General features: G+C 48.3%; 7 protein-coding genes. 5 read left to right on the top strand and 2 right to left on the bottom strand.

Annotation, left to right across the window (positions count from 1 at the left end):
- The first annotated feature begins 31 nt into the window (after positions 1–31).
- Genes Q4E93_RS11060 through Q4E93_RS11080 form a run of 5 tightly spaced genes read left to right on the top strand, consistent with a single transcriptional unit; the run spans position 32 to position 9796 of the window.
- Complete coding sequence (locus Q4E93_RS11060) at positions 32–3487, top strand: TonB-dependent receptor (RefSeq protein ID WP_303585147.1); 3456 nt, start codon at positions 32–34, stop codon at positions 3485–3487.
- 17 nt (positions 3488–3504) lie between these two features.
- Positions 3505–5187, top strand: a complete 1683-nt coding sequence (locus Q4E93_RS11065; protein ID WP_303585148.1) for a RagB/SusD family nutrient uptake outer membrane protein — start codon at positions 3505–3507, stop codon at positions 5185–5187.
- Between the two features lie 2 nt (positions 5188–5189).
- Positions 5190–6524: a DUF3863 domain-containing protein gene (locus Q4E93_RS11070; RefSeq protein WP_303585149.1), complete on the top strand. Its 1335-nt coding sequence runs from the start codon at positions 5190–5192 to the stop codon at positions 6522–6524.
- The gene (locus Q4E93_RS11075) at positions 6521–7942 is read left to right on the top strand and encodes a DUF3863 domain-containing protein (protein ID WP_303585151.1); all 1422 of its coding nucleotides are present in this window, start codon (positions 6521–6523) and stop codon (positions 7940–7942) included. The genes Q4E93_RS11070 and Q4E93_RS11075 overlap by 4 nt, the downstream gene beginning before the upstream one ends.
- Positions 7943–7981: 39 nt before the next feature.
- On the top strand, positions 7982–9796 hold the full coding sequence (locus tag Q4E93_RS11080) for a glycoside hydrolase family 2 protein (RefSeq protein WP_303585153.1): 1815 nt from the start codon (positions 7982–7984) through the stop codon (positions 9794–9796).
- 8 nt (positions 9797–9804) lie between these two features.
- Here the strand turns inward: Q4E93_RS11080 and Q4E93_RS11085 are convergent, their stop codons facing one another.
- Together Q4E93_RS11085 and Q4E93_RS11090 are read right to left on the bottom strand one after the other, a co-directional pair.
- The gene (locus Q4E93_RS11085; RefSeq protein ID WP_303585155.1) at positions 9805–11679 is read right to left on the bottom strand and encodes a sigma 54-interacting response regulator; all 1875 of its coding nucleotides are present in this window, start codon (positions 11677–11679) and stop codon (positions 9805–9807) included.
- A gap of 36 nt (positions 11680–11715) precedes the next feature.
- The gene (locus tag Q4E93_RS11090; RefSeq protein WP_303585157.1) at positions 11716–13959 is read right to left on the bottom strand and encodes a tetratricopeptide repeat-containing sensor histidine kinase; all 2244 of its coding nucleotides are present in this window, start codon (positions 13957–13959) and stop codon (positions 11716–11718) included.
- Positions 13960–14079 lie beyond the last annotated feature (120 nt).

Here is a 14079-nt window from a genome sequence, read left to right on the forward strand (position 1 = left end):
CCGTATTATGCCCCAAAAAATGCTTCTTGTTATGAAACTAACCATAGTTTTATTATTGGCTGGTTGCCTTCAGGTATCGGCTAAAGCATATTCCCAGGACGATGTAAAGCTTAGCCTGGATCTCACCAACATAAAGCTCAGAAGGGCTTTTGAGATCATTGAAAAAAAATCTTCATACAGGTTCCTGTATAACTCGAACACGATCAGCGATCATATCCGTATCGACCTCCATGAGAAGAACACCCTGCTTTCGGAGATACTGGATAAGATCATCCGCGGCAATGGCCTGATCTATAAGATCATCAATAATAAGGTGATCGCTGTTACCTCGGCAAATGAGATGATGCAGGCCATCCATGTAAAAGGCGATGTCACAGACAGTACGGGCCATCCGATGCAGGGTGTCACCATTACTGTAAAAGGCCTCAAACGCGCCACACAAACAGACGCGCAGGGTCATTTCGAGATCGACGTCCAGGACAATGCGGTCCTGGAGATCAGCAGCATCGGCTATCAACCCCAGGAAGTGCATGTGCCGGGCGGCGAGCCAATCCATATTGTTCTCAGGGAGGCCTCCAGCGGTCTGAACCAGGTGGTAGTCGTAGGGTATGGCACCCGGCTAAAAGAGGCGGACCTGACAGGCGCCGTCTCCCGGATCGGAGGGGACAAACTGGAGTCGCGCCCCGTCACGGGAACATTGGATGCCTTACAGGGCATGGTCCCTGGTATGGGGATCACCCGTCAGAGCGGTCAGCCGGGCCAGCAGGGCTTTGCACTTTCCATCCGGGGATCGTCCTCCATCAACGGGAACGTCCCGCTGGTGCTGATCGACGGTATCCCCAGTGATCTGAACCTCATCAATCCGCAGGATATCCAGGATATCACCGTGCTGAAAGATGCTACCGCTGCGATATACGGAGCGCGTGCGGCCGACGGCGTCATTCTTGTAACCACTAAAAGGGGCAAGCGTAACAGCAAGCCGAATATCACCTATGGCTTCAACCTGGCCGTGAAGAAAATGGGCCTGCGGAAGAAAGCCACCACGACGGATCATTTCGTCAGGATGTTCAACGAGGCCAATAAAAATGATGGCGAGCCGCAAACGTTCTCGGACTCCACGCTGTTGAAGATTGCCGCTAATGATCCCGGCGTAGGGCCTGGCGAGAACCGGAGCGTGGAATCCTATCCCATGTTCTATCAAAACCATGATTGGTATGGCCGGCTCTTCAAGACGGCGCTGCGCCCGACGCACAACCTGAGCATTTCCGGCGGCAGCGAGAACTCCTCCTACCTGATCTCTTTCGGCGACACAAGGGATAATGGGAACATCTCGGAGGGAACCAACGGTTCCGTTCGGGACAACCTCCGTATTGCCCTGCAAAGTAACATCGCGAAGAACCTGAGGTTGGAGCTGAACACGGCGTATGACTATTTAAATACCAAGCAGCCTTCCCAGTTGAGCGATGCCATCAGCAATGGCCTGAAGATGTTCTCCTATCTGCCTGAGAAGAACCCCGCAGGCAACTATTATGGTTACCAGGGATATGAGAACCCGGTCCAGGAGCTGAAAATGGGCGGGAACGAGACGATCACACAATCCAGATGGAGCAATAACGTGAAACTGGACTTTGAACCCATCAAGGGCCTGATATGGACGGGACAGGTAGGTATCAACCTGGAGCGGTTCGATGATGACGCCTACTTCGCCACCAATACAGAGCACAATTGGGATAACACACCCAATTCGCTCGTCCGTAACAATCCGAACAAGGCGAAATTCAGAAACTATAGCTCCGTCTACAAGAATTTCAGCACCTATATCAACTATAGCAAGACATTCGGTGAGCATGAGATCAAGGCAATGGTCGGCGCTTCCCGGGAGAAATTCACCCGGAATGCAAAATACATCCAGGGCGCCGATTTTTTCAGCAATGTGATCTTCTCGCCGCCCCTGTCTGACCCCTCGAATTTGCGCGCAGTGAGTGATCCTGCCGATCCCAGCGATTGGAACAACGACCCCTGGGCGCTGCTGTCCTATTTTGGTCGCGCCAGCTATTCCTTTGCCGGGAAATACTATATCGAGGGTACTTTGCGTAAAGATGGCAGCTCGAAGTTCTCTCCCGAGAAACGCTGGAGCGAGGCTTATCCCAGCGTCTCTGCGGCATGGAAGATCTCCGAAGAGCCTTTCTTCAAGAACGTCGTCAGCGACAATCTCGTCAATCTTTTCAAGGTCAGGGCTTCTTGGGGCAAGACGGGTAACCAGGACCTTCCCACACTGGGGCTATTCGACTATATCCAGCTGATCAATATTGGCGGTCAGTATCCCATCGACGGATCATCCCCCTCGAGACAGGCTTCTCTCAATGGGATCGCCTCTCCCGAGCGTACCTGGGAGACCATCGAGACAAAGAACCTCGGAATTGACCTCTCCCTGCTGAAATCCAGGCTAGCGCTCTCTTTCGATATCTACAGGAAGACCAATAATAACATGCTGGTCAGCATTACCTATCCCTCCACGCTGGGAGCGGCTGCTCCAACGTCGAATGCAGGAACCCTGAAGGGCAAGGGATGGGAATTCAATGGCTCGTGGAATGATAAGATCGGGAATGTACGCTATAATGTGGGCGTTATCCTGAACTACAACAGCAATATCGTCACAGATCTGAAAGGGCAGGACAACTATAATCTTGGTCTGACACAGGCCAGGCAAGGCTTCCCACTGAACTCCTATTTTGGGTTCAAGGGTTCTGTCATCAGGAACCAGGCTGATCTGACCAAATACGCTTTGCTGTATGGTGGTAAAGGCATCGTACCTTCCGCACAGCCGAATGGCTATGGCGGTCTGGGCATCGGCGATGTGATGTACCAGGACATCGACGGCGACGGGCAGATCACCACCTATGGTGATAAATCGAAAGGACTCAGCGGTGATGCTGTGTATCTCGGTTCACAGATCCCCAAGTTCACCTATAGCATGACAGGCGGACTGAAGTGGAAGGGTTTTGACTTCGGCTTTATCCTGCAGGGTACAGGCAACAAATATGTCTGGAGAGGCAATGGCAATTTCGGCGTACCGTTCTCGCATTTCTGGTTCCAGCCGCTGGATTATTTCTACGGCAAGGAGTATACGGCAGAAAATCAGAGCGCCCGGTACCCAAGGCTGTCCAATAACGGAACGGTCAAGGGCAATAACTATCAGTTCTCTTCCTTGTGGCTGGAAAATACGCGCTACCTCCGGATGAAAAATATCACCGTCGGATATACATTCAACGACCTCCGGATCAGCAACCTGAAGCTCCGTGGCGTCAGGGTCTACCTGAGTGGACAGGATCTGTTCGAATTCGCGAAAGGAACCTGGAACGGCATGTATGACCCCGAGGAGACGCGTGTGCCGAAAATAACGGACGATGCCACGAACACCGACTTTTACGAGAACAATTATCCCATGTATCGTACTTTTTCTTTTGGTGTGAATGTTAACTTCTAAATCTGGTAGTGATGAAAATGATTAAAATAACAAGCATAATAATAGCAGTAGCCATCCTGGCTCCGGGTTGTAAAAAATTTCTCGATCTTCAACCGCAATCCGAGATCACGGACCCTACTTTCTGGCAGACGGCCAATGATTTCCGGCTGGCGGCCAACTGGTTCTATGAGAATACGCTGGATGACCCCCATTATGACGGTACGAATAACAATGACAATATGTCGGACATTGCGATCGGTACCGAGATCAATACAGTGAGCTCAGGGACCTATGTGGCCCCGGAACAGGATGGCTACTGGGACGACAGCTATAAAGCGATCCGGAACGCGAACAAGCTGATCCAGGAAGGGGCGGGGTCGTCTATCGGCAACGATATCAAGCCGTTTTTGGGCGAAGGCTATTTCTATCGCGCCTACAATTATTTCAGGCTTTTCAGGATGTTCGGCGGTGTACCCATCATCAACGACGTATTGCAGCCGACAGATGCCGCGGTTTATAGCGGGAGGGCTGCCCGTGAGGTGGTGCTGGATTCTATCCTCAACGATCTGAACAATGCCATCGCTAACCTGCCTGTGAAGAGCAGTGCGGAGAAAGGCCGTATCTGTAAAGAGGCGGCGCAGGCTTTCAAGGCCCGGGTATGCCTGTTCGAAGGTACATGGAGAAAGTTCCATGCGACGGGCAGTAGCGATGCCTTGCTGGATATGGCCATTACGGAGTCGAACAACGTCATTACGAGCCCGGCGTATTCATTGTATAAAGGTAAGGGGGATGCAAGCTACCGTTACCTGTTCATCGACCAGACGAGCCAGGACAATCCCGAGTCGATCATAGCAAAAAAATACCGTACCAATATCAATGTAAATGGATGGGCGTACGGTGTTTCCTGGGGCAACCTGAACCCTACGAAGGCGGCGGCTGACATGTATCTCTGCAATGATGGATTGCCGATCGACAAGTCTCCTCTGTTCAAAGGTTATGACTCCTGCAGGAGCGAGTTTCGCAACCGTGATCCCCGGATGACGCAGTCCCTGATCCTGCCTGCCATCAAGATCATCAGGCCGCAGTACGACGCGTACAGGCCTCAGTGGCCTGGGGTGGATAACAACCGCAATGTGAATTCCGGTTATATGCTGTACAAGTTCATCTCCGAGATGCCTACGCCCGGTGACGGCGGCGGCGCATTTGACTGGAACGTGCTGCGATATGCGGAAGTGCTGCTGATCTATGCCGAGGCGCGATATGAACGGAATGGTTCTATTTCCGACGGTGATCTGGATGTTTCGATCAACGTACTGAGAGACCGGGTAAATATGCCGCATCTGACGAATGCCCTGGTCGCCGGCAATGGGCTCGATATGAGAAATGAGATCCGTCGGGAAAGGTCTGTCGAGCTTGCCTTCGAAGGGTTCCGTTGGGATGATCTCCGCCGATGGGCGACGGCGGAAACCTTGCTGCCGAAGTCCGTATTGAGCATCAAGGTCACGGGCACGGAATGGGCGAAACAGGTCATTACCCTGGACGGGGCCAGCTATAACAGCTATTTTTACAATGCACCCGCCAGCCAGCTGGAGAACGGGTACAAGCTGCTGCAGCCGGGTGCGCAGAGAACATTCGATGTCAATAAGAACTATCTGCTGCCCATACCCACCAAGCAGGTGGCGCTCAATCCTGATAAACTTAAACAAAACCCGGGCTGGTGATTATGAAAACTTCTTTTCTGACTTGCTGTTTTACCTTGTTTTTTTTCGCGGGATATCTTACCGCGCAGACGCGGGCTGGTGAAGGACTCCCGCTGATGGGAAATCGATTTTTAACCCTGAATACGGTGATCCGTGTAAACCAGATCGAAGTATCGCGAGACAGGAATGTCGGGGAAGATGAACGTAACAACCATACGCCTCAACGGGTGATCAATTTCAGAAAAGCTATTGCCAAAGGGCTCCCGGGTGCGAAGATCACCTGGGCCCTTAGCTGGCTGGCCCTGCACGATACTTCTGCCAATTACACTCAGATCAGGAAGATTGTGGCGGGTTATCATTATCAATATGGCGACGAGGTTACTTTTATCCCTGGCGCCTATTTTGCCAACGCTTATAATTCCACGGAACAGGTGAACAAAGATCTGCATGAGGGTCTGGCCAGGGTGTCGGAGATGGTGGGTAACCATTATCGTCCCTTGAGCGTCCTTGCCGGGTTCCTGTCATCGAAGAATATGGAATACCTGGCAAAAGAGGAGGGGATACATGTCTGCCAGGCGAATATATGGAGTCAGTATTCCATCGACAACCAGGACGGCGATGGTTCCGTGTGCTATCCGTTCTATCCGTCAACGGAACATTTTTGCAAGCCAGCCCAGGGAAAGGAAGATTTCATAGATTGTGTGAACCTGGACGGATGGACAGTGGATTTCCTCGCCGGGAGACGTGCCGGTTTTGCGGAAGGATTCAATAGCCGGATGGGCGTTGGCCCCATCGAAACGTTGGGAAAATACGGGCTGCAGGTCGGCCTGGAGGAAATGATGCATTCCACTGCTATACACTTTGATAATGGATACAGGCTGAACGGCTTTGCCTGGGTCACTAATTGCTGGGAGCTGACTTTGCCTTACGACGTCAATGATATGACGCTGTGGTTGCAGGCGATCAAAAAACGCTGGCCCGGTGTTCGGTGCATCACGCAGGGAGAATTCGGACGGATCTGGCGCAGGCATTATAAGCAGAATAACTTCAATTATCGGTTTGACGAAGTCGGCTCCGGTATTGGGGGGTCGGACAAGGATAAGCGGCTGCGGTGGTATATGAATAAGGATTTCCGGCTGGCTGTTTTAAGTGGGGTAGATGGGGCGAATGAAAAGGTCATCGACTTTACCCGCTATGACCTGCCTGCCAAAGAGCCGGTGTCGGGCAGCACCCGGAACTGGAGCTTAATGGGTGAGATCAATCAAAAGGGCGTCCGGCCGCAGGACAAGCCTGTTCCAGTGAAGGAACTGCCGGCTGAAGGTCAGGCGCTCATCAGGAAACACAAGATCAATTTATGAGACGACGTTCTTTTATAAAGAATACCGCATTGTCGGGCGCGGGATTGTTAGCCGGCGACGGGTTGCTGAATGCAATGCCTGCAGCTTTTCTGACGCCGGGACCTGCACCGTTGTCCCTGATCGGGGGACGATTTGTTACATTATGCATCATGATCCGGACCACACCCTGGGAGGTGTCGCGGGATGTGAAATTGCATCCGCGCGATGAGGCCAACTGGCATACATTGCAAGGCGTGCGCGCCATGCGGGAGGCATTTGCTACAAACAATCCCGACGGACGGCTGACCTGGGGCTTTACTTTGAATGCGCTGGAAGACAAGCGGAAAAACTTCGCCGAAATAAGGGATTATGCGGCCGCCTGCCAGGCAAAATATGGAGACGAGGTGACAGTGTTCCCCGGTTATTTCCCCGCCATGTATCTTCCACGGGAAAGGATCAATAAAGAGCTGTCGGAAGCGATCCGGATCATTTCCGGGTTTGTCGGTAAAGGCTATCGTCCTCAATCCATCATTGGCGGATTCCTGCCCGCGGAGAGCCTGCAATACCTGGCGGAGAAAGAAGATATTCATGTGGCGCAGGCTGTCATCTGGAGCCAGCATAACATCGATGGGGGAGGAGCGGACGGCTCGCCTTCCTATCCTTATTATCCATCGACTGAGCATTTTTGCAAGCCCGGCCAGGGTAAAAAAGACCTCATAGATTGTGTAAATCTCGATGGCTGGACCCTGGATTTCATCTGTGCGCGACAAAGCGGCTCCAACGAGCACGAGATCACGGGATATAACAGCCGGCGTGGCGTAGGGCCCATCGAAACGTATAAAGGATGGGGCCTTGAACTGGGTAATATGGAAGTGATGCATACCCAGTCGATCCATTTTGACAAGGGATTCGAGCTGAATAAATTCGGTTGGGTCACCAATATATGGGAAGCGCAGCTGGTGTATGAGTTTGGGATGGATTTTATCTGCAACGCGCTGAGGATGTGGGTCACGGACACGATGAAACGATGGCCCGATACCCATTTCGTTAGCTTTGGCGAGTTCGGGAATATCTGGCGCGCGCATTATAAGACCAATGACGAGTGGAATTACCGGTTTGTGGAAAGGGGATGCGGGCTGGGCGATTCGTACAACAATCTGGAGATAAGGTGGTTCCAGAACAAGGAGTTCAGACTTGCCCTATTGCGTGATTGGCATAAGGATACGCCTGAGAAGGTGATAGATTTTACGAGGTACGATCTCTCTGCGCATGAGCCGGCGGGAGCGAGCCCCCAAAAGCCGATCAAGGACTGGAGCTTGATCAATCGGATCAATCAAAAAGGATTACGGCCGCAGGACAAGCCCGTTCTGCTACGGGAATTGCAGGATGATGAGCGACAGCTGATATTCAAATATTATCCTGAGCTGAATAAATCCTGATTATTTCAGTAAGTTTAGGCTCCTTTTCAATTGGTAATCATGAATGAACGTCAACGTAAAACGGTACTATCCCTACTATTCCTCACGATCAATTGTTCTTGTTTGCTGGCCCAGGAGGCTGTCCTTCCTACCCCGTGGACGAAATCGGCGCTGGCTGCCAACGTCCCTTTACCCGAATATCCAAGGCCTCAGTTACAACGCAGCGACTGGATGTGCCTGAATGGCAAATGGGATTATCAGGGAGGAAAAGAAGTTGCGGGCGCGCTCGATCCGGTAAATCCGATTGCTTTTAAAAGCGGCGCTGAACAAATACTTGTTCCATATTGTCCGGAATCAGTGTTATCCGGCATCCGCCGTACACAGGAGATCAATATGTGGTACCGCCGACGTTTTATAATCCCTGCCGGCTGGAAAAACAAGCAGGTCATTATTCACTTTGAAGCCGTGGCTCATCACGCCACTTTATTTGTGAACGGACATAAAGCAGGTGCCCATGCCGGGAGCTATGATGCATTCAGCTTTGACATCACCCAGTACTTAATAAATGGGGAGAATACATTGGTAGTGGCAGCTCGAGATCTGAACGATGGCCGCGTACCTTCAGGAAAGAGCGGCCCCCGGGGTGACTATACCTATTGTTCCGGCATATGGCAAACTGTGTGGCTGGAGCCTGTTAACAAAAATCATATCGAGAATATCCGTTTGCTGCCTGATCTGGCAAACAGCCGATTGAGAATACTGGTAACATCGCCGGGGCCAGGAAAGGTCAATGCGAATGCTTTTGATGGAGACAAGGTAGTTTCGGGAGCGGAATCATCCAGCGGCACTTACTTTTACCTCCCCATTAAAACGCCGAAACCCTGGTCGCCGGATGATCCCTTTTTATATGATCTGACGATCAGATTGCAAGATGCCAATGGAAGTGTCACCGATGAAGTAAAAAGCTATTTCGGCATGCGCGATATTAAATTAGGCAGGGTTAACGGAGTTACCAGGCCTTTGATCAATGGCAAATTCATCCTGCAGCTTGGTCTGCTAGACCAGGGTTATTGGCCGGACGGGATCCTGACGGCCCCGACAGAGGAGGCGCTGAAATTTGATCTGCAATTTACCAAGAACGCCGGGTACAATCTCATCAGGAAGCATATGAAAACAGAGCCTCAGCGGTTTTATTATTGGGCTGATAAATTGGGATTATTAGTTTGGCAGGATATGCCGGCCATATGGTATCAGGATGAGGATACCGCCAGAACAAGGACGGAATACAGGAAAGAGCTAAAAGAACTGATCGACGGACATTATAACGCGCCATCCATTATCACCTGGGTGCCTTTTAATGAAAATTGGGGTGCTTTTGATGTTAAAAATATCACAGACTGGGTCAAGCAATACGATCCGTCGAGACTTGTTAACGGCAATTCAGGGTTTAATAACAATCCTCCCTACCAAAAAGCATACGGTGACCCTGGAAACGGGGACTATGTGGACACACATATTTATGTGGGACCGGTTGGTGCTTCCGTGCCGGAAGAGCGCCGTGCGGCATCATTAGGCGAATTTGGCGGCGTGGGCCTGTTTGTGCGGGATCATATGTGGCCCATAGAAAACAACGCCTATGACTATGAGCCAACCAAAGCAAGGCTAACAGACAGGTACGTTTTTTTACTGGACCAGGTGGAACAGCTGATGAGATACAAGGGGCTGAGCGTGGCCATTTATACCCAAACAACCGACGTGGAGCATGAAATAAATGGAGTGCTCACCTATGACAGAGTTATTGAAAAAATGGAAATGGAAAGGGTTAGAGCTGTCAATGAAGCCGTCATTAAGGCAAGTTATAACCTGATGCCTTAATTGCGATATTATTGAATATATTCCTTTTTTATTCCAAGTTTTTTCATTTTTGATTTCAAAGTTGAAGGATTGATATTCAGTATTTCGGCAGCGGCGCCCGGCCCCCATATTCTTCCATTACATTTCTTCAATACCGAGATGATATGATCCCTCTCATTTTCTGCGATAGATTTCATGGAAGTGCCTTCAAGGACAGAAACTCCATCTTTTTTTTCAACTGTTGGCAGCAGTATTTCTTCGATAACCATCCCTTTGGTAAGCAACACACTTCTTTCAATTAAATGTTCGAGTTCACGAATGTTGCCGGGCCAGTTGTAAGCCATCATTTTCGTGAGAACACTTTCTGATATTCCACTAATCTTCTTTCCGGCTTTATGGTTGTAGTGATCCATAAAATGATAGGCCAGGGCAGGAATATCCTCCTTGCGGTCACGTAAGGCTGGCAGGGTTATCGGAAAAACATTCAAACGGTAGTACAGGTCCAGCCGAAAACGTCCGTCAGCAACTTCTTTTTCCAGGTTTTTATTAGTAGCCGCGATGATGCGGACATCAAGTTTTATGGTATTTCTTCCACCTATTCTTTCTATTTCTTTCTCCTGTAGCACCCTTAATAATTTCACTTGCAATTCAACTGGCATTTCTCCAACCTCATCCAAAAAGAGTGTTCCCGTGTCGGCTCTTTCAAATTTGCCAATTCTTTTATCCTGCGCTCCGGTGAAAGCGCCCTTTTCGTGGCCGAATAGTTCGGATTCAATCAATGTAGCAGGCAATGCTGCACAGTTCACTTTAATAAATGGTTTTCCTTTTCGGGATGACAGGTTATGTATGCAGTCAGCGATCTTTTCTTTGCCGGTGCCACTTTCTCCCAGTATAAGAACAGAAGTGTCTGAAGACGCCACCTGGGAGATATGATCAAATACATTTAACAAAAGATGGCTCTTACCAATGATCCCTTCAAATCCCTCTTCGGCAGTTGCGTGTTCAGCTGGTTTAGTTTCAGGATGGGAAGATCTGTTATTTGCACTCATTTCTCCCTGCAATATACTATCCATGCTGCGAATCAATGAAAATTGCAGTCGTTCGAATAAGTCAACTTGTTCTGCAGTATACGCTTCCGGCCTTCTGCTATATAAACCGAAACTAAAAGATCTGTCATTCAAAATGCTCGTTGGTATTTTAAAATATGATTTTAGCTGGAAAGTGTTGGTGAATAATGCTATTAAAGAGGGGGATTGCAGCGCAGTAAGCTCTTCTATTGACTTTCCTGTAATGATGGAGAGCTCATGCAGTCCGATCATTTGATATTCATCAAACCCGGTTCTCAAAAGACTTATGCCTTTAAAAAATCCAGGCCCTAAGTTGTCAAGCCCGGTGTCGAGGAAATCGAATGGAATCAATGTCTGAAGGGCTGAAGCTATTCTTAATAATTTTTGCGCCTGTGTTCCGGTGTCGCTTGTGATGTTTTTTAAGAGTTCATGAAAGTCAGCTTCTCTGCGGTACCTGCTTTCGACGCTATGTGCGTGTCGATATTTGGCAATTTCAAGTGCCACGAGCAAATCCTTCTCCCTGAAAGGTTTTACAAGAAAACCATAGGGTTGTGTTTGCTTTGCAGCATTCAAAACATCTTCATTTGAATTGGCTGACAGGTACACGAACGGAATATTATCAGCAACCAGCAGCCTTGCCAGGTCAATTCCCGTTTGTTTCCCCTTTAAGAAAATATCTACAAGAACAAAATCCGGCCTTTCGTTCTTTATCATGTCCTGGGCCTGGGGAACCGACCGTGCAATACCTGTGATACTGTATCCCGCCTGCTCAAGCAGCAGTCGCAAATAATCTGCTTCAACATACTGGTCCTCTACTATGAGAATTTGTTCTTTCATAATGTGTTGTTTGGTTGCGATGTGGTTAAGGCCTTGTTAACAAGTTCCACTATCACATATAAAATCAACCATGATTTCGGTGCCATCATGACTTTTTATTTGAAATTTCGCATCAATGTCGCCACTAAGCCCATGCATCAGCTTCATTCCCATAGAAGGCTGTTTTTTACTGTCGAATGCTGGGGGCAGGCCAACCCCATTGTCTTTGATAGAAAGCAGGAAATGATTTGGCAAGGTCCTTTTTAATGAAATATCAATGGCTCCTTCTTTTTTATCGGGAAAAGCGTGCTTAAGAGAGTTGGTAATGGCTTCATTCAATATTAGTCCAAGCGGAACGCAATGCGAAACATCTAATTTTACCGGATCAACCTGTAAATTGAATTGAATCTTATGACCAGTGTGAAAACTATCTTTCAGGCAATCTACCAATTCATGAATGTAGTCTGTCATATTGATGGCAGATAGATTGTCTGATTGATATAGTCGCTGATGAACCAAAGACATTGCCTGTATGCGTTGCTGGCTTTCAGTAACTGCCTGTATTGCCTCTTCACCTTGCAGGTATTCTGATTGTGTGCGCAGCAATGCCATTACTGTATGGAAATTATTTTTTACCCGGTGGTGGATTTCCCTGACTAGCCATTCTTTCTCCTCTACCAAATGTTGCAGTGAATTATTTTTCTTCTCAATTTGCTTTTGCTGAACATGCAGCTTTCTATTTGTTCGCTGTTTTAAAAGTGAATAATTGATAAGCAAACCAACTATAATAATAAGCAGAATGGCGACACCAAGGATCCAGCTCCTGGTGTTTTGCACTTGTGTTAACTCGGTTTGTTGAAGACGCCTCTCTTTCTCCAGTAGCCTGATGCTTTGCTCTTTTTTTTCTGTTTCATATTGTATGGTCAATTCTTCAATCTGCCTGCTTTTTCTCTCGTTAAAAATCGAATCATTTAGAAACTGATATTGTTGCAGGTCTTTGATAGCGGCGGATGAATTCCCCAACGCGGAGTCGGCAGTGAACAGCATTTGAAATAAATCTCTTTGATTTAACAAACGGCCGTATGAAATATATGCTAGCGCGGTATCCAGATAGATATGTGCTTTCTTAAATTGCCGGTGCTGCAAATAAAACCTTCCAATATCCATGTGGGTGATAGAGATGATCTCGTTTTCAGGGGGGGCATCCTTGTAATATGCGGCCACGGCCAAAAAATATTTTTCGGCTTCCGGGTACTGGTTCAGTCCATCAAAACAATATGCATAGTTTTGCGCAACGATTGCCTTTTCAAATGGCTCTTGAGGTGGATAGGCCGCAACCAGGCTATCAACCAAAGCAAGGGCGCTTCCACACTTCCGTAGTTTTATCAATTGGCGGATGAGAAAACCTGCAGTTCTGAGGATGAATACCCGGTTTACTCTTTGTTCCATCCTTTTTTCAAGAGTTTTTCGATACCATTGACTGCTTTCTTCGGCGCGCCCCAGTTCGTCGTAAACCAGGGCAAGCTCCCCATAATACGTATCGGTACGTACAATGTCTTTGTTGCGCTCCACATTTTCAACGCATTTTACTGCGTATAAAAGTGATTTTTCATAGGACCCGCGGTACCTGTTGATAGCAGAAAGAAGAAAATAGGCGTTGAAAAGCCTGGTACTCCCTTTCTGGTGAAGTAAGTCCAATGCCTGTAGCAATTCTTTTTCCGCCAAATTGGATCTCCCTGATTTAAATAGATAGTCAGCCAGATGTGTTCGGGCCTCTGCTTCTTTCTCGATGTTTCGGGCCTGTTTGTATAATGTAATCGCCTTATTAAAAAAAGTATCAATGCCGGCAAAGGAATTTAGTTGCTTATTCATTCTCTGGGCTAACCGCAGCCATGTGCCGGCTTCCTCCTGAACGTCGCCCATTGTATGATAAAGGGATGCTACCTCAGAAAATATTTTTTTGCCTTCAGCCGTATCACCTCTGGCAAGATAGGCTTCCCCCACAAGCGACATGCTTTCATACCTGAATTGTTTTAATTGAAGGGTATCGCTTAGCCTGATGGCATGATTAAAAATGTCAATGGCGGTGTCCCTCAAATACATCTTTTTATCGCCGAACATCATCTGTTTAAGGTAAGTCCTGCCCAATTCGTCCAGAATTGAGATGCGGTTGCTATCCTGCTTGCTTTCCTGCAGCAGCAGCAGCAATTGACCCCGAGGCCTGGGGGATAACTGTTGCCCCGAACCTGGCACAACAGTTATTATCAAAAAGAATAAATATGTAATGGACTTTAGCATCATATACTGGTAAGGAATACATAAAACCAAACCACTTTTCAGAGGGGTTCGCTTGATGCGTAAATTAGTTTCTTTACAACAGAAAAAAATGGATTCTTTAAAGTTAAAAATAATAAACCGTGA

The organism is Flavitalea plasmicola, assembly GCF_030546645.1.
Taxonomy (GTDB): Bacteria; Bacteroidota; Bacteroidia; order Chitinophagales; family Chitinophagaceae; genus Puia.